Source organism: Rhizobium sp. P1_E6 (genome assembly GCF_056405875.1).
Genome location: NZ_JBFUBG010000061.1, coordinates 20,257 through 38,345 on the forward strand (window position 1 = coordinate 20,257; position 18,089 = coordinate 38,345).

Consider the following 18,089-nt stretch of genomic DNA (forward strand, 5'->3'; position numbering starts at 1 on the left):
GTCCAATAGGAAAATGATACGAGCGCCGCATGTGAATGCGGCGTTTTTCATATGCGGAAATCGTGGGTTCCGCCGGCAGCCTTGCGCCGCTCTTCCTGCGGTGCCGCGGCAGGAACAATAGGCCCTGCAACAACGCAATTGCGTCCCGAGGCCTTGGCCGCATAGAGCGCCAGGTCGGCGCGCTTCACCAGATCATCGAAATTGCGATTGCTCGCGGCATTTGCGCGCCCCGCGCAGCCGAAGCTCGCCGTAACCCGCAGAAGCTCGCCGCTCGGCAGCGCGATGTCAGCAACCTCGATGGCCAGTCGGACACGTTCCGCAACGATGACCGCATCTTCGGGTGTCGAATCCGGCAACAGCGCCATGAACTCCTCGCCGCCGTGACGCACCAGGAGATCGAAAGAACGGAAGCTCTCCCGTGCAATGCCGGCTACGTGCTTCAGCACGATATCGCCGGCGTCATGGCCATGGATGTCGTTGATCTTCTTGAAGTGATCGAGATCGAACAAGACGACGGAAATCCAGCGTGATCCATACTCGGCCTGCATCAGAAGCCCTGAAGCCGCAGCCTCGAAGCCACGGCGATTGTAGAGGCCCGTCAGGAGATCGGTCTGGGCGGCATTGCGCAACTCGTTCACGAGCAGTTCACGCTCTTCGGTGACACGGGCGACGAGACGGATGCCCCGAACCGCGAGCACCGCAATAAGGGCAACGAGCAGCACCAGTCCGGATGACAGCGCGAGCACGATCGTCATGTGAATGTGCGAGCGCATCGACAACTGCTGCCCCGTCACATGAATATCATCGGTGACGGAGGCGATTTTCTGTCGCAGGAAATCCAGCCGTTCGTTCTGGATACCAATCCATTTGTCTCGGATCGCTTTGTTCGGCCGTAGCGCACCGGAAACCATGGCCTTTGTGAAAGTATCGGCCCAGACCTCGTCGGGTTGAGCCCTATAAGCAAGAATCTCCCGTACGACAGGCGAGGAAGAATGAAAACGCAAGCGATCCATGCCGTTGCCGAGCATCATTTCGCCTTGAACGAGTTGCTCGTGCGACATGGCGGAAAAGTCGGTTCGGTCGAAATAACGCTGGCCCAGGTTGCCGATCAGCCGCTCGCCGTAATAGGTCAGCAGGATACTCATCAACTCGCTGGATTTGCGCATCAATACCGGATCATGGATTCTCGACGAAAGCGACTCGACGAGACCAAGTTGCTTCAATCCGGCCTGACCATAGATATGAACGGGGTTGCCACCTTTGCGGTAATAACCTCGATCGACCGCCGAACGCGTTGCAACGATACGGCTATAAGCAAGGCGGAGATCGGAAAGCTGTGACTGCAGACCGAGATCGAGCGTTTCAACGGGCGGGAGGCTGGCGTTGAAACGCGCGCGTTCGCTGTCGAGCGAGCTGCGTCTTTCCATCATGGCCGCCCTGGTCATCTCATTGGGATTGTTGACGTAGATTCGCGTCGCCACGAGCTCTGCCAGGATCTCGTTGGCGGCAATCGATCCTCCACGGGCAAGAAMATCGGCAAAGAGATGGTCAGTTTCGAGCGCGCGGTACTGCATGAGCGAGGAGCGGATTAGCACCACCCCCTCGGCAATCATGAAGACAAACGGCAGCAGGATAGCGACCAGCACTGCCCTACTCGTATTTTTGAATTTCACCACTTCGAAATTCATGACCAATCCGCGCGCGTATACACCCCGCCAGCGAGCTTATTGGAATATCTTAAAAAACTGATAAAGCGGTCTATCCCTAGATTTCGGGACGGACAAAATCGAGTGTCTCAGAATCCATCACCCAGAGCTCACCTGTCGAGATATCGAACCAGGCACCGTGAAGCGCCAGTTTGCCCTCTTCCTCGAGAACCTTGATTTCGGGGAAACTCCTGAGATTGTTGATCGAGTTACGGATCGAAACCCGCTCCAGCGCAGTCTGCCGTTCGCCCTGCGTCATCACGTCATTGCTGCCGATCTGTTCGGCGGCGGGACGAACGAGCGACATCCAACGGCCGATGAAATCGCCCTGCGACAAAGGCTCGGCGTCCGGATCGAGTGCGGCGCGGATGCCGCCACAGCGGCCGTGGCCCATGACGACGATATTCTGGACCTTCAGAGCCTGAACCGCAAATTCGAGCGCCGCCGACGTCGAATGGAAGTGACCATCCGGCTCATAGGGTGGCACCAAGTTGGCGACATTGCGGATCACGAAGAGTTCACCTGGTCCAGCATCAAAGATCAGTTCGGGAGCCGCGCGAGAGTCCGAACAGGCAATCATGAGCGTTGTCGGGTTCTGCCCATTTTCCGCAAGCTGCCGATACCGATCGCGGGCATCGGCATAGCGCCCGTTCATGAAGTTGCGATAACCGTCCAGAAGGGAGTTGGGAAAGCTCATCATACCCTTGGATTACAGCGCGGCGAACCCAAGATCAACTGCTGCACTGCAAAAGCGTGAAGCCTATTTCTTCCGTCGCTGGGCCGGGTGGACAAGGTGACGCATCTGCACCATCGCCATAGGTGTCGAAAGGCTGGAGGCATCGCTTGCCAGCATCAATTCGTTGCTACCGCGCTTGACGGCGCGTGCCAGCACTTCGAACACACTTGCCGTCGCAAGCTGCAGCGCCTTTTCATCCTCCATGCCCGATAGCAGGCGGGACAGGAAAAGGGCAGCGAGCAGGTCGCCGAGCCCGTTCGGCGGGTTCTCGACGACACGATGTTCGGCAAGCAAGGCATGCTTTCCGGAGAGATAGAGATTGCCGGTACCGCCCGCCATCATCGGCACCGCGGATGTAACCAGCATGCGTGAGGGACCGAGCGCAAGTGCGGCTTCCATGACCGCGCTGTTGTCATCGAGCGCGGCGCCCGAAAGCCAGGCAAGTTCGTAGCGGTTCGGCGTTGCGAGCGAGGCGATCGGTATCAGGTGGTCACGGATCGCCTCGGCTGTCGCTTCCGGCACGTAGAGGCCGCCGAGATCACCCATGACTGGATCGCAGACATAGAGCAGTTCCGGGTTATTTTCGCGCAGGGATGCAACGAGTTTCGCGACGGAGCGGGCCTGGGCAGCGTTGCCAAAATAACCCGACAAGACAGCCTTGACCTCGCCGATCCACGGCGCACGGATGAGATCGTCGATCGCCGCATCGAAATCGGCCTCTGCGAAGGTGAGGCGTGTCGAACGGCCGTGACCGGGATGCCAAGGCAACACGATCGTCGGCAGCGCCCAGACCTGGTGGCCGAGCGTTTCCAGCGCGAAGACCGCGGCGCGGTTTCCAACCGACCCCCGCACGACATGGCTGGAGATGACGATGACTGCGCCTGATGCGTTTTCCGACATGGCATCCGATTCCGAATTTCGACCGCCGTTGATGATCTTTTTGACGAGGCGCTGTCAACCATTCTTCATGCGAGCGTGGAAATGTGCAGCGGGTCGGAAAAGCCAGATAAGGACGCTTTGCAGTCCATCGGCACAAAACGACCCGAAAACTTTCGAAATCTCTCATCAGCACCGTCAAAAAAGAACGAAAACTACTTTTCGAAGCCCTCTTTTAAGGATTCTTTCGAAGAGCCTTCTGCTAACTTGCCCACATCAAAACAAATCGGGGGGATGATCCATGGCCGCCAGAAACAATCCGAAACGGGAAAAGCAGATCGAGAGCGCGCGCAAGATCGCCGCCGCGACCGGCGAGCCCCATCTCGATCCCGAATTCCTCTTTGGCCGCGCAAGCGGCGACGACCTCGACCTCTACACACCGGAAATGCTTGCGCTTTCCGCCGTGCACTCGGCAGCCGAGCTCACCGCCTGGAACGGCAAAACGCCGCGTGTCAGTATCGACACGGTCGCCGACGTCACCCCCGATGGCGTCGCAATCTCCATCCTTTCGGTGACCGATCACAACAAGCCCTTCCTCTACGAATCCGTCATGGGCGAGGTGACCAGCAGCTACCGCGACATCTACATGGCAGTTCATCCGATCCTGATCCTGGAAGAAGACAAGGCCCCGGAACTCTATTCCGCCGATGTGCCGAGCGATCCGGCAAAGCGGGTGAGCCATATCCAGCTTCACATTTCGCCGCTCAGCCCCTCCCAGGCCGGCGACCTGATCAAGCGGATCAAGGCAGTGCTCGAGCAGGTAGAGCTTGCCGTTTCCGACTGGAAGCCGATGCTTGCCCGCGTCGATGAGGTGATTTCAGAGCTTTCGAATTACAGTGCCAGCCGCAAGAAAGCCGACCGCGACGAGGCGATCGCCTTCCTGACCTGGCTGCACGACGAGAACTTCACCTTCCTGGGCATGCGCGACTACGTCTATTCCGGCAAGGGTCCCGATTCCAAGGTCGAACGCGACAAGGGAACAGGCCTCGGCATACTCTCCAACCCCGAGGTTCTTGTTCTGCGCACCGGCAAGGACGCCGTGACGACGACACCCGAAATTCTCGCCTTCCTCGATGGTCCCGATTTCCTGATCGTCACCAAAGCCAACGTGAAATCCACGGTCCATCGCCGCGCCTACATGGATTATGTCGGCGTCAAACGCTTCGACGCACAGGGCAACGTAACGGGGGAACTCCGCATCGTCGGCCTGTTCACCTCGACTGCTTACACTTCCTCTGCCAGCGAAATTCCGTTGCTGCGGTCCAAGATCGAAAAGGTGAAGGAGCATTTCGGCTTCGACCCGATGAGCCACTCGGGCCGCATGCTCGACAACACCCTGGAATCCTATCCGCGTGACGATCTCTTTCAGATCGATACGCCGCTGCTCGCGACCTTTGCAGAGCAGATCAATGACCTCGCCGATCGCCCGCGCGTGCGGGTGCTGCCGCGCATCGACCATTTCGACCGTTTCGTCTCGGTCATCATCTTCGTACCGCGCGAGGAATATGACTCGATCGTGCGTGAACGCATCGGTGCCTATCTGAAAACCGTCTATGATGGCCGTGTTTCCGCCTATTATCCGGCCTTCCCGGAAGGCGGTGTGGCGCGCGTGCATTTCATCATCGGCCGCTCGGGCGGTAAGACGCCGCGCATCCATCAGGCCAAGCTCGAGGAGACGATCCGCCAGATCACCGCGCGCTGGGACAGCCGCTTCGAGATACTCGCCGGCCCCAAGGCGCCGAAGCTCGGCGTCAGCAACGCTTTCCAGGAAGCCTTCACGCCGGATGAAGCGGTCGGCGATCTGCCCGACATCGCCGCATGCGCCGCCGGCGAGCCGATCCGCATCGAATTCTACTATCGCCAGGACGACGAACGCGGCCGTATCCTGTCGCTGAAGATCTTCCATAGCGGCGAGCAGCTGCCGCTGTCGCGCCGCGTGCCTCTACTCGAAAACCTCGGCTTCAACGTCCTTAGCGAACGGACCTTCGATATCGAAATTCCGGCCACCGACAGCGCCATCAACATCGTCGTGCTGCACGACATGGAACTCGAGGCTCGCAGCGGTGCGGACATTGACCTCGCACGTTTTGGCGCACCGCTCGAAGAAGCCTTCGTCGCAGCCTTCAGCGACACGATCGACAATGACAGCTTCAACCGGCTGATCCTGTCGGCCGCTCTCTCGGCCCGCGAGGTTAGTGTGCTGCGCGCCTATGCGCGCTATCTGCGCCAGGCCGGCATCGCCTATTCGCAGGATTATATCGCAACCACCCTCGACAAATATCCTGTTATCGCCGCTTCTATCTTCCGCCTGTTCYACGACACCCTCGATACGAAGCTGTCGGAAAAGGCGCGTATCAAAAAGCTCGCCGAACTGCATCGGGCAATCGAAGCCGAGCTTGCCGACGTGCCGAGCCTGGATGACGACCGTATCCTGCGCCGCTATGTCAATATCGTCGATGCAACGCTGCGCACCAATTATTTCCAGCGCAATGCCGATGGGACACCGAAGGCGATGCTCGCCTTCAAGCTTGACCCGCACTTGGTGGATGGCCTGCCGGAACCGAAGCCCTTCCGCGAAATCTTCGTCTACGGCGTGGAAGTAGAAGGGGTGCACCTGCGCTTCGGCCGCGTCGCCCGTGGCGGCCTGCGCTGGTCGGACCGCGCCGAGGACTACCGCACCGAAGTTCTGGGTCTCGTGAAGGCGCAGCAGGTCAAGAACGCCGTAATCGTGCCCGTCGGCGCAAAAGGTGGTTTCTATCCCAAGAAACTCCCGGTCGGTGGCAGCCGCGATGAGATCTTCAATGCAGGCAGGGAAGCCTACAAGACCTATATCCGTACGCTGCTTTCCATCACTGACAACATTTCCGGCGCCGATATCCTCCCGCCTGATAATACGGTGCGTCTCGATGGCGATGACCCCTATTTCGTCGTCGCTGCCGACAAGGGTACGGCAACCTTTTCCGACACTGCCAATGCCCTTGCTCAGGAAGCGGGCTTCTGGCTGGACGACGCCTTCGCTTCGGGTGGTTCGGCCGGTTACGACCACAAGAAAATGGGCATCACTGCCCGTGGCGCCTGGGAAACGGTGAAGCGCCACTTCCGCGAAGTGGACATCGACATCCAGACCACGCCTTTTACCGTTTCCGGTGTTGGCGACATGTCGGGTGACGTTTTCGGCAACGGCATGCTGCTCTCGCCGAAGATCAGGCTGATCGCCGCTTTCGATCATCGCGACATCGTCATCGACCCCGACCCGGATATGGAAAAGACGCTTCGTGAGCGCCAGCGCCTCTTCAATCTTCCGCGCTCGAGCTGGCAGGACTTTGACAAGTCCGTGCTCTCGAAAGGCGCCATGATCATCTCGCGCTCGGCAAAGTCGGTTACGCTGACGTCGGAGGCTGTAGCGGCAATCGGCATCGACAAGGCGGTCGCCACGCCCTTCGAGATCATGACGGCGATCCTGAAGAGCCCGGTCGACCTGCTCTGGTTTGGCGGCATCGGCACTTACGTAAAGGCCGCGTCGGAAACCGATGCGGAAGTGGGTGACCGCGCCAACGATCCGATCCGCATTACGGCCGACGAAGTGCGCGCCAAGGTAATCGGCGAAGGCGCCAATCTGGGCGTCACGCAGAAGGGCCGCATTGCCTATGGCCTGAAGGGCGGACGCAGCAATTCCGATGCTATCGACAACTCCGCCGGCGTCAACACGTCGGACGTCGAGGTCAATATCAAGATCGCGCTGGCAAACGCCATGCATGAACAGCGTCTCAGCCGGGCAAAGCGCGACCAGCTTCTCGGCAGCATGACCGATGAAGTGGCCGGCCTCGTGCTGCGCAACAACTACCTGCAGTCCCTGGCGATCTCGCTGACATCCCGCAAGGGAAMGGCAAACGGCCTGGAACTCGGCCGTTTCATGAGCGTGCTGGAAGCGGCCGGACAACTGAACCGCAAGGTCGAGACGCTTCCTGACGACGCCTCGTTGTCCGAACGTTACACGGCCGGACGGCCGCTGACGCGCCCCGAGATCGGCGTGCTGCTCTCCTATGCCAAGATCGTGCTCTTCGACGCGCTGATCGCCAGTGAATTGCCTGATGACCCTTATTTCGTCAGCACGCTCTTCAACTACTTCCCGGCCAAGATGCAGAAGTCGAACGCATCCGACATCGACACTCACCGGCTGAAGCGGGAAATCGTCGCGACTGTCCTCGCAAATGAGGCGATCAACCGCGGCGGGCCGGGCTTTGCCGTGAGCATGATTGATGCCACAGCGGCCTCTGCCTCTGAGGTCGTCCGCGCTGCTATCGTCGCCCGTGACGGCTTTGATCTCAACCGGCTATGGGCCGAAACCGACGCCTTGGACAACAAGGTTTCCGGCGAGGTCCAGAACCGGACTTACGAGGAAATCACCAATAGCTTCACCGTGCTGACGCGTCTGCTGCTGAAGACCGGCATGACCCGAGACGGTATGGCTGAAATCATTAGCCGGCTGCAGGCTGCCCTGAAAAAGCTCAAACCGGCCTTTGCGGAGCAAGCGGCAGCCGAAGTCTCAGCGCGCCAGCAGGAGTACCAACAGGCAGGCCTGCCGGAAAAACTGGCTGCAGAAATTGCAGCCCTGCCGACCCTCGCGCTCGTGCCGGAAATAATGCAGATCGCTGAACGGACCGGCGAGGCGCTACCGCGTGCAGCCGAAAACTACTTTGCCGTCACCCGGACCTTCCGCGTCGGCCGGCTGCTTGCTGCGGGCAACCGCATCATTACGTCGGACCACTATGAAAACCTCGCGCTTGCCCGCAGCATCGACCAGATCGCCAGCGCCCGTCGCGATATCGTGATCTCTGCGCTTTCCGATCACGGCAAGGAAAAGCAGCCAGTGCAGGCCTGGCATGCGCAGGACAGGGTGCGCATCAACCGCATCGTCGAGGAGCTTGCGAGCCTCAGTGATGGCGCCGATCCGAATCTTGCACGCATCACTGTTGCCGCAGGCATCCTGACCGATCTTGCGCGCGACCGGGCGAGATGAGACAGTCCGCCCCAAAAAGGAGCGGACGCTTGAATCGCATTGACTGGACAGGAACGCAGCCGCCGAAAGCCACGGAGAAGGGCATATGGGGCTGGATGCTCTTCGATTGGGCGGCCCAGCCTTTCTTCACCGTGGTGACTACCTTCATTTTCGGTCCCTACTTCGTCTCGCGGCTGACGACCGATCCGGTCGCCGCCCAGACGATGTGGAGCAATATGGCGACGATCTCCTCTGTTATCATCGCCATCCTGTCTCCGGTATTGGGCTCCATTGCCGACCAGTCCGGCGCACGCAAACCCTGGATCGCCTTCTTCGCCGTCATCAAGATCGTGAGCCTCTGCTGCCTCTGGTTTGCGGCGCCCGGTTCACCGATCATATATCCCGTCATCTTCATGATCCTCGCCTCGATTTCGGCGGAGTTTTCGATCGTCTTCAACGATTCCATGATGCCCCGCCTTGTCAGCAAGGATGAGGTGGGCAGGCTTTCCAACACCGCCTGGGGTCTCGGCTATCTCGGCGGCATGATTGTGCTGATCGCTGTCGTGGCACTGCTGGCCGGCAGCCTTGAAGGCGGCAAGACCATTCTGGGTCTCGATCCTCTCTTCGGTCTCGATCCTCACACTGGCGAAGACGCACGCATCACCGGGCCGATCTCAGCCGTCTGGTATCTGATCTTCATCCTGCCGATGTTTTTCTTCACGCCGGATGCCCGCAAAGGCCTGCCTTTCGGCTTCGCCGTGCGCTTCGGCGTCAAGGAATTGCGCAATACGCTCGGTGAGCTGAAGACACGCCGCAGTATCCGGACTTTCCTCATCGCCCGAATGATCTATCAGGATGGCGTCAACGGCCTGCTGATCCTCGGCGGCGCCTTCGCGGCAGGCATGTTCGGCTGGGCGACGATCGAGATCGGCATCTACGGCATCGTCCTCAACATCGTCGCGATCCTCGGCTGCCTGATTGCGGGTCGCATCGACAAGAGCATCGGCTCGAAGACGACCGTCATCATCAGCCTCACTATGCTGTTGCTGGCCACGATCGGCATCATCTCCACCGGCCCCGGCTACACCTTCTTCGGATTGATGCCGCTTTCAGCTGCCGATAGTGGCGGGCTATTCGGCACGGCTGCGGAAAAGGCCTACATCCTCTACGGCCTGCTGATCGGCCTTGCCTTTGGACCGGTGCAGGCCTCGTCGCGCTCCTATCTGGCCCGCAGCGTCAGCATCGAGGAAGCCGGCCGCTATTTCGGCATCTATGCTCTCTCCGGCCGCGCCACAAGCTTCATGGCGACGCTGCTGTTTTCGATCGTGACTTATTTGACCGGATCAGCGCATCTCGGCATGTCGACGCTGATCCTGTTCCTGGCCGGCGGCCTGGTGCTGCTGGTCCGGACACCTTATCCGGCGGACCGCGCCTAGGGGATTCCCCGGCCGCGAGGCCGGGGTGTATCAGCTACTTCGCTTCAGTGGCGGAAATGGCGCATGCCGGTAAAGACCATCGCGACATTGTGTTCGTTTGCTGCATCGATGACTTCCTGGTCGCGCATCGAGCCGCCCGGCTGGATTACGGCGGTGGCGCCGGCGGCAATCATCGACAGCAGGCCATCAGCGAAAGGCAGGAAAGCCTCGGAGGCGACGGCCGAACCATGCGTCATCGGAACGGCGAGGCCGAGCGCCTTGGCCGCTTCCTCAGCTTTGAGCGCCGCGATGCGGGCGGAATCGACGCGGCTCATCTGACCGGCGCCGATACCTGCCGTCTGGCCGCCCTTGGCATAGACCACGGCATTCGACTTCACATGCTTGCCGACCTTGAAGGCGAACTTCATGTCTTCGAGCTCCTGGGCAGTCGGGGCACGTTTGGTGACGATTTTCAGTTCCAGATCCTCGACCATGCCGTTGTCGCGGCTCTGGACGAGCAGGCCGCCGGAAACGGTCTTGGCAGTGATGCCGGCCGCACGCGCATCCGGCAGGCCGCCGGCCGAGAGCAGGCGCAGGTTCGGCTTGCGGGCGACGATCGCCTTGGCTTCCTCGGTGACGTCAGGGGCGATGATGACCTCAGTGAAGAGCTTGATGATTTCTTCAGCCGTCGCTGCATCGAGCGTCTGGTTCAGCGCGATGATGCCGCCGAAAGCGGAAACGGAATCGCAGGCAAGCGCACGCTTGTAGGCTTCCAGAAGCGTCGAACCGGTCGCGACACCACAGGGGTTGGCGTGCTTGATGATGGCACAGGCCGGCGACTTCTCCGGCAGGAACTCGGCAACGAGCTCATAGGCCGCATCGGTATCGTTGATGTTGTTATAAGAAAGCTGCTTGCCCTGCAGCAGGGCAGCTGTCGAAACGCCCGGACGCTTTTCGCCCGTCACGTAGAAGGCGGCCTTCTGGTGCGGGTTTTCACCGTAGCGCATTTCTTCCTTCAGGACCCCACCAATGGTGCGGTGGCGCGGCGTATCAATGGAAAGCGCTTCGGCAAACCAGTTGGAGATGACAGCGTCATAGGCAGCGGTGCGGGCATAGGCTTTGGCCGCCATGCGCTGACGGAAGGCATAGACCGTCTTGCCGGCATCGGCCGACAGTTGCTCGGTCAACTCGGCATAGTCTGCCGGGTCGGTAATGACGGTGACATAGGCATGGTTTTTCGCCGAAGCGCGGATCATTGCAGGGCCGCCGATATCGATATTCTCCACCGTCGTCGGATAGTCACCGCCAGCCGCACGCACATCCTCGAAAGGATAGAGATTGACGACCAACAGGTCGATGCCGTCGATCCCATGGGTCTTCATGGCTTCCTGGTGTTCGGCATCGTCGCGGATCGCCAAGAGGCCTCCATGCACCTTGGGATGCAGGGTCTTCACGCGGCCATCCATGATTTCCGGAAACTGCGTCACTTCGGAAACATCGGTCACGGCAAGACCTTCTGCCGCGATAGCCTTGTAGGTGCCGCCGGTCGACAGCAGGCGCACGCCACGCACCGAAAGCGCGCGGGCAAGTTCGATGATGCCGGCCTTGTCGAAGACAGAGAGCAGCGCGGTCTTGATCTCGACCTTGTCAGGGGCAGGGATTTTCTTGGAAATGACGGCCATGAACCTTCTCCGTTCGGGCTTCGCGGGAGACATCCGGGCAAGGGATGTTTGATGAGGCCGCGTTAGCACAGCTTGGAGCCGGCGCAAACAGTCACCAAGCAATTCCAGCAAAACTGTGTAGCGGTTTTGCGTATGGAATTGCATGAAGACAAAGAGATAGACGATTTCCGTAATTCAAAGAAAAACAGAAATGCTCTATCCCTTGCGCGATAAAAACCAGCGAATTTCGGGTTTCTCCGCCAGATCGAAGTCTATCTCGATCTGGTCCGAGCTGCTGATGCCGGCGCTATCGGCGAAGAAGATATCTTCCGCGATCAGCACTTCATTGCCAGGAGAGGAAAACAGCCAGCTTTCGCCATCCGGCGCCGTCAGCAGCACCGATTCCGTATCGTTCTGCCGCGGCACGATGGCGGGGTGGATGTGGAAGCGGGCAACCGCCCGCAGCGGACCTTCGCTGTGATACCGGTCATCAGCTACGAAGCGGTCCATGCCGGTCACGATGGAACCGGCGGCATTCAGTGTCAGCTCCCGCTCATGAACGACGCCGAAAACATCGAGATAGCCGTCATGGCTAGCCTTGATGCCTTCACGGCCATCCTCGGTTTCCACGCGCGCGGCGATGACCGTTTCCACCGGCTCCGTCATCATATGGGCCAAAAAGGCCGAGGGAGAAAACCGGCTCGAGGACGTATCGTTCAGAACCACGGTGGAATGGGCGGCTGTGGTGCGGGCCATCTGGACATAGCGCTGGCCGGCAAATTTTGGCGATCCTGAATTGACGATGAAACGGTAGCGACCGGAGGACATTTCAAAGGAGAGACTGCCTGCGTGGGCTGTTCTGAAGCAGCCGGGCGAGGGCGGTCCGGTATCGGCGATGATCACTGTCTTGCCGGCCGCAAGCCGCTGGTAACGTGAATGCGGCAGCGCTTTGAAAGGTTGGCCCGCGGTCTCGTCATATCGCAGCACGGACATCAGTTCGTCCGCCAGCGTCGAGGTGGCGCCGTTGAAAAGCGACAGATCGCCGTCCTGATGCCGGAAGAAGCGCAGGGCAGGATACATGCGGTCGATGCCCGAAATCAGCTTCTGCGGCAGATCGTGGCCGAGATTGACATAGGTCTGCCGGAGCGGCAGCAGGTCAAGCAACAGTTCCAGCCCGATGCGCGGGTTGCGGGAGATATGACCTCCGTCAGGCAGAATCTGGTTATCGAATTCGCGGTCGAGTGCTTGAGCTGCCCGCCGCACTGTCGAGGCACGCACCGGCATGGCGACAGAGGCCGTCGCGAGCGCGATGCGGAGCCGGAAGCGGACTTCACCAGTCGAATAGGGCGCCATGCGGCGCAGATAACCGATATGAAAGGCGAGCGACTTCATGAAGCGGCGATAGAAACCACGATCGGCATTCTGCAGGACGACCGGAGAGTGCGCCAGCCAGGCAATGACGCGCTGCGAGACGACGTCGGTTTCCCATGCGATGCCTTCGATGCGGCCCCCATGGATCGAGAGCCAACTATCGACGATCACGCGGGCAACAGCCGAACCGCGCTCGCTCTTGTTGGCTCGCATATGCCGCAGCCAGCCGAAGCTATGGAGCCTGACCGCGAAAGCGCGCGACGGAAGCGTCAGCGTGAAGGGGGACTTCCCGCCGGTTTCCAACATACGCCCGGCAAGCGGAAACCGGCCATCCATGATTTCTTCGGCARCGTGTGAATCGACGCCTCTCAGATCCGTCGGCGCGACGATCAGGCGTTCCGGCGCAGATATGGCATGGCGGAAGAAACGCAAGCGCAGAAGTGCGGCACGGCGCGTACCGCGCCGCCAAGCTTCCCGAACATACATGCTCGCAAGACGCCGACCGGACTGCATATCAATTGTCTATTGACCCTCGTGGTTAAGAATAGATGAATCAAAAGCGATTTCACCAGCCACGATGTATTATTTTGTGATGAAATAAGAATATAATAGCATTCAGATGCGTCTGAGCACCGCCGCGTAGAAGCCGTCCAGGCCCGACGCAAAACCATCAGGCATATCCAGCATTGTAGGGAGCGTGCGGAACTCGCCCGCCGGTGTAATGGCCTGGCGCATATCAGGCCATTTTCCGGCATCGATCGGAACACGTTCAACGCCGTTCACATCTTCGAGAACGCGCGCCACGACCTCCTCGCCTTCCTGCGGATCAAGCGAGCAATTGGAGAAGACGAGCAATCCGCCGGGGTTCAGCAACGTTACCGCATGGCGCAGGAGACGTTCCTGCAGCGCAGCCAGCTTGGTGATATCCTCGGCCCCTTTCGTCCAGAGCACATCGGGATGCCGGCGGGTCGTGCCCGTCGATGAGCAGGGCGCGTCGAGAAGGATCGCGTCGAAACGCTCGGACGGTTCAAATTTTGTAAGATCCACCGCAATCGTTTCCGCTTCGAGGCCAAGCCGTTCCAGATTGGAGCGCAAACGCTTCAATCGGTTTTCCGATTGGTCGATTGCCGTCACTCTGCCGCCGGCAAGGATGAGCTGGGCGGTCTTGCCGCCCGGCGCAGCGCAGAGATCGGCAACCCGTTTGCCGGTGAGATCCCCGAAGAGCTTTGCAGGGATGCAGGCAGCGGCATCCTGAACCCACCATTCGCCATCTTCAAAACCGGCGAGCGAAGGAATGCTGCCTTCGAAAGCGGCAAGTCGCACGCCGCCGGTCGGAAGAACGACGCCATTCAGCCGTTCCGCCCAGCCAGCAGCATCGGATTTCACGGTGAGATCGATGGCAGCGGGCTCGAGCTGCGATTCGGAAATGGCAAGCGCCGCTTCTCGCCCATAGGCCTTGGTGAGCCGCTCGATAAACCAGGATGGCATCGGCGGAATGTCTGCAATCTCCGCAAGGATTTGCTCCTTCTCGCGGCCGAGACGGCGCAGGATCGCATTGACGAGCTTGGCGAAACGGCGGTTACGCGGATCCTGATTGGCCTGTTCGACCGCAAGGTCGACGGCCGAATGATCGGGAACGTCGAGATAGAGAATCTGCGCAGCACCGACGGCAAGCACATGATGCAAAGCGCGCGCACCTTCTGGCAGCGGCGTTTCGAGCAGCGAAGCAATGGCCGCATCGATGCGCGGCAGATGCCTGAGTGTGGTGTTCAGAATGGCGCGCACCAGCGCACGATCGCTTTCAATGAGCGCCTTGTAAGCCGGATTTCCATGTTCGTGATCCAGCGCTCCATCGAGCGGCAATTTCTTGTCGACTACGGCGGCAAGGATCTTGGCGGCAGTGGCCCGCGCCGGCAGGCCGGGTTTTACCGGCGCCGACGCCGAGCGTTCTGCGGAAGGTTTATGTTTGTGAGCTGGCTTCTTCTTGCCGTCTGAATTCAAGACCACGGACCCTTCGGTGGTTGCGAGTCACCGCCGCCGGAACCCGTATTCGGAACCGACCGCGATTTGCGTGTCGGATTAGCAGCGCGAACCGGCGGCGTCGAGACGTCGAAGCCTCCCTGCGCCATTTCCTGCAGGGCGGCGATACGATTTTCAGTGTTCGGATGGGTCGAGAACAGGTTGTCCATGCGCTCGCCGGAAAGCGGATTGATGATGAACATGTGTGCGGTGGCCGGATTGCGCTCCGCATCATAGTTCGGCACATGTGCCGCCCCGCGGGCGATCTTCCCGAGCGCGGAAGCCAGCCACAGCGGGTTGCCGCAGATTTCAGCGCCGCGCCTGTCCGCCGAATATTCACGCGTCCGGCTGATCGCCATCTGCACCAGCATGGCGGCAAGCGGTGCAACGATCATCGCGACGAGTACGCCGACGAAGCCCAGGGGATTGTTGTTGTTTTCGCGATTGCCTCCAAAGAAGAAGGCGAAATTACCGAGCATCGAGATCGCGCCGGCAAGCGTGGCGGTGATCGTCATGGTCAGCGTATCGCGGTTCTGGACGTGGGCGAGCTCATGCGCCATCACGCCCGCAACCTCTTGCGGGGAGAGGGCCGAGAGCAGGCCAGTCGAAGCGGCAACTGCGGCATTCTCCGGATTGCGGCCTGTCGCAAAGGCATTCGGCTGAGGGCTGTCATAGAGATAAACCTTCGGCATTGGCAGGCCGGCATTACGGGCGAGATCGCGCACGATACGGTAGAATTCCGGGGCGTTGCACTCATCGACCTCCTGAGCCCGATAGGCCGACAACACCATCCGGTCGGCATTCCAGTAGGAGAAGAAATTCATGCCTGCAGCGATGAGAAAGGCGATCATCATGCCGCCTCGGCCACCGATCAAAAAGCCTACAAACATGAAAAGCGCCGTCATGAAGGCAAGCAACATGGCAGTACGCACGAGGTTCATCAGAGGTCTCCATCTCCTTGATTGCGGCGCGCTGCTTTAAATCCTGCCGCCGACGCACTATGATTTGGTTATTCGCCAGCCATTTTCAATATTTTCAGGCGGGAGTGCAGCATGCAGACGGCCGATAACGATAATGTGGAAACCCCGGCGCCTGAAGGTTCCGAACCGCCGCGTAAGATGCTTTCTCCTCCTGCCCGACGGGCCCTGGCCGAGGCCGAAGAACGCCGCAAGAATGCTAAGCTTGCCGAACTGCCGCCGGAGATCGGTGGACGGGGAGGCGCGGAACCCTCACGTTTCGGCGACTATGAAATCAACGGGCGCGCAATCGACTTCTAAGTAAATATTCCTATTTACTTCGCGGCATGAACGGAATTTATTCCTTTCATGTGCAAGTTAATTCCGATTCTTCTACTGTTTATTGGCGCCGTGCCGGCTTTCGCCGCGCGGGATGAGATCGACGGGCCGGTTTCGGCTAGGATTATCCGGATCGTCGATGGAGACACGCTGCTGGTCGCTGCAACGCCCTGGCCACAGCAGACGATGGAAGTCTACGTCCGCATCCGCGGCATCGACGCGCCCGAAATGCATTCTAAATGCCCTGAGATCAGAAAAGCTGGCATCGACGCGCACCATGCTCTGGAAGAAATGACATCAGGCATCGCCGACATCAAATTGACCGAGATCAGCGGCGACAAATATTTCGGACGTATCCTCGCCAATGTCACATTGATGGACGGGCGCAACCCCGCACAGGACCTGCTGACGGAAGGGTTGGTCCGCGCCTATGATGGCGGTCGTAAACCGCAGCTTGCCTGCGCGGAAGAATAAGGCCGCTCCGTTTCCGAAGCGGCCCTCTAACTCAGGCGGTGGCCTTGTTCTGCCGGTTGGCGATCAGGTCTTCGACGACAGCCGGATCGGCGAGCGTCGATGTATCGCCAAGCGAGCCGAAATCATCCTCGGCGATCTTGCGCAGGATACGCCGCATGATCTTGCCCGAACGGGTCTTCGGCAGCCCCGGCGCGAACTGAATCTTGTCGGGCGCTGCGATCGGGCCGATTTCCGCGCGCACATGTTTGACGAGCTGCTGGCGCAGTTCATCCGTGCCCTCATTGCCGGCCATCAGCGTAACATAACAATAGATGCCCTGGCCCTTGATCGGGTGCGGATAGCCGACGACGGCGGCCTCCGAGACGAGATTATGCGAGACGAGGGCGGATTCGACTTCCGCCGTACCCAGGCGATGGCCGGAAACGTTCAGAACGTCATCGACGCGGCCGGTGATCCAATAATATCCGTCCTCGTCGCGGCGGCAGCCATCACCCGTGAAATACTTGCCCTTATAGGTGGAGAAGTAGGTCTGGATGAAACGCTCGTGGTCGCCGTAAACCGTACGCATCTGGCCCGGCCAGCTATCGGTAATGCAGAGATTGCCGTCAGCCGCACCTTCGAGCACCTTGCCCTCATTATCGACAAGCTGTGGCTTGACGCCGAAGAAGGGCTTCGTGGCCGAACCGGGCTTCAGGTCGGTGGCGCCCGGCAGCGGCGTGATCATRTGGCCACCGGTTTCCGTTTGCCACCAGGTATCGATGACTGGGGATCGCTTGTCCCCAACGACATTATAATACCATTCCCAGGCTTCYGGATTGATCGGCTCSCCGACGGTGCCGAGCAGGCGAAGGCTCTCGCGCGAAGAGCGRGTGACGAAGTGGTCGCCGGCRCCCATGAGCGAGCGGATCGCCGTCGGTGCCGTGTAGAAGATATTGACCTTATGCTTGTCGATGATTTCCCAGAAGCGGCCTTGATCCGGAAAGTTAGGCACACCTTCGAACATCAGCGTGGTGGCACAGTTCGCGAGCGGTCCATAGACGATATAGGAGTGACCKGTCACCCAGCCGACGTCGGCCGTGCACCAGTAGATATCGCCSGGATGRTAGTCGAAGACATATTCGTGTGTCATCGCCGCGTAGACAAGGTAGCCGCCCGTCGTGTGCAGCACGCCCTTCGGTTTGCCCGTGGAGCCCGACGTATAGAGAATGAAGAGCGGATCTTCCGCCTTCATCTTCACCGGCGGGCACTCGGCCTTCACTGTGGCGACTTCCTGATGGTACCAGAGATCGCGGCCCGGCGCCCAGCCGGTCTTGCCGCCAGTGCGGCGCACGACGAGCACCTTGTTGACAGTCACGTGCTGGCGGGCGGCGATGTGGATAGCCGTATCCGTATTGTCCTTCAGCGGCACCGGCTTGCCGCCGCGAATGCCTTCGTCGCAGGTGATGACGAAAGTAGACTCGCAGTCGACGATACGCCC

Annotated in this window: 12 protein-coding genes; 4 read left to right on the forward strand and 8 right to left on the reverse strand. The window is 59.8% G+C overall.

Annotated features, from left to right (window positions below):
• Positions 1-47: 47 nt before the first annotated feature.
• The 3 genes from AC1D35_RS23900 to pdxY form a co-directional block, all read right to left on the reverse strand.
• Positions 48-1,673 carry a GGDEF domain-containing protein gene (locus AC1D35_RS23900; RefSeq protein ID WP_477940341.1) on the reverse strand — a complete coding sequence of 542 codons (1,626 nt, stop codon included), beginning with the start codon at positions 1,671-1,673 and terminating at the stop codon, positions 48-50.
• Between the two features lie 91 nt (positions 1,674-1,764).
• Positions 1,765-2,406: a carbonic anhydrase gene (locus AC1D35_RS23905; protein ID WP_113310230.1), complete on the reverse strand. Its 642-nt coding sequence runs from the start codon at positions 2,404-2,406 to the stop codon at positions 1,765-1,767.
• Between the two features lie 60 nt (positions 2,407-2,466).
• Positions 2,467-3,342 carry a pyridoxal kinase PdxY gene (gene pdxY, locus AC1D35_RS23910; protein ID WP_113300814.1) on the reverse strand — a complete coding sequence of 292 codons (876 nt, stop codon included), beginning with the start codon at positions 3,340-3,342 and terminating at the stop codon, positions 2,467-2,469.
• A 277-nt stretch (positions 3,343-3,619) separates the two neighbouring features.
• On the opposite strand from pdxY, the gene AC1D35_RS23915 reads away from it, so the two are divergent.
• The gene (locus AC1D35_RS23915) at positions 3,620-8,398 is read left to right on the forward strand and encodes an NAD-glutamate dehydrogenase (RefSeq protein ID WP_477940330.1); all 4,779 of its coding nucleotides are present in this window, start codon (positions 3,620-3,622) and stop codon (positions 8,396-8,398) included.
• Complete coding sequence (locus tag AC1D35_RS23920) at positions 8,395-9,813, forward strand: MFS transporter (RefSeq protein WP_113310232.1); 1,419 nt, start codon at positions 8,395-8,397, stop codon at positions 9,811-9,813. The genes AC1D35_RS23915 and AC1D35_RS23920 overlap by 4 nt, the downstream gene beginning before the upstream one ends.
• A 44-nt stretch (positions 9,814-9,857) precedes the next feature.
• Here the strand turns inward: AC1D35_RS23920 and purH are convergent, their stop codons facing one another.
• From purH to htpX, 4 genes are all read right to left on the reverse strand, one after another.
• A complete protein-coding gene (purH, locus tag AC1D35_RS23925; protein ID WP_113310233.1) occupies positions 9,858-11,474 on the reverse strand; it encodes a bifunctional phosphoribosylaminoimidazolecarboxamide formyltransferase/IMP cyclohydrolase in 1,617 nt (538 codons plus the stop codon).
• A 195-nt stretch (positions 11,475-11,669) separates the two neighbouring features.
• Positions 11,670-13,337 carry a heparinase II/III family protein gene (locus tag AC1D35_RS23930; RefSeq protein ID WP_477940332.1) on the reverse strand — a complete coding sequence of 556 codons (1,668 nt, stop codon included), beginning with the start codon at positions 13,335-13,337 and terminating at the stop codon, positions 11,670-11,672.
• Positions 13,338-13,439: 102 nt separating this feature from the next.
• Positions 13,440-14,831, reverse strand: a complete 1,392-nt coding sequence (locus AC1D35_RS23935) for an RsmB/NOP family class I SAM-dependent RNA methyltransferase (protein WP_113300819.1) — start codon at positions 14,829-14,831, stop codon at positions 13,440-13,442.
• Positions 14,822-15,784, reverse strand: a complete 963-nt coding sequence (htpX, locus tag AC1D35_RS23940) for a zinc metalloprotease HtpX (RefSeq protein ID WP_113310235.1) — start codon at positions 15,782-15,784, stop codon at positions 14,822-14,824. The genes AC1D35_RS23935 and htpX overlap by 10 nt, the downstream gene beginning before the upstream one ends.
• A gap of 111 nt (positions 15,785-15,895) precedes the next feature.
• Here htpX and AC1D35_RS23945 point away from each other — a divergent pair, with 111 nt between their 5' ends.
• Together AC1D35_RS23945 and AC1D35_RS23950 are read left to right on the forward strand one after the other, a co-directional pair.
• On the forward strand, positions 15,896-16,120 hold the full coding sequence (locus AC1D35_RS23945; RefSeq protein WP_113310236.1) for a DUF1674 domain-containing protein: 225 nt from the start codon (positions 15,896-15,898) through the stop codon (positions 16,118-16,120).
• A gap of 48 nt (positions 16,121-16,168) precedes the next feature.
• Complete coding sequence (locus AC1D35_RS23950) at positions 16,169-16,612, forward strand: thermonuclease family protein (protein ID WP_113310237.1); 444 nt, start codon at positions 16,169-16,171, stop codon at positions 16,610-16,612.
• A 31-nt stretch (positions 16,613-16,643) separates the two neighbouring features.
• Here AC1D35_RS23950 and acs read toward each other — a convergent pair.
• Positions 16,644-18,089 (reverse strand): acetate--CoA ligase (acs, locus tag AC1D35_RS23955; RefSeq protein WP_477940337.1); only part of this gene is annotated, 1,446 nt, incomplete at its 5' end.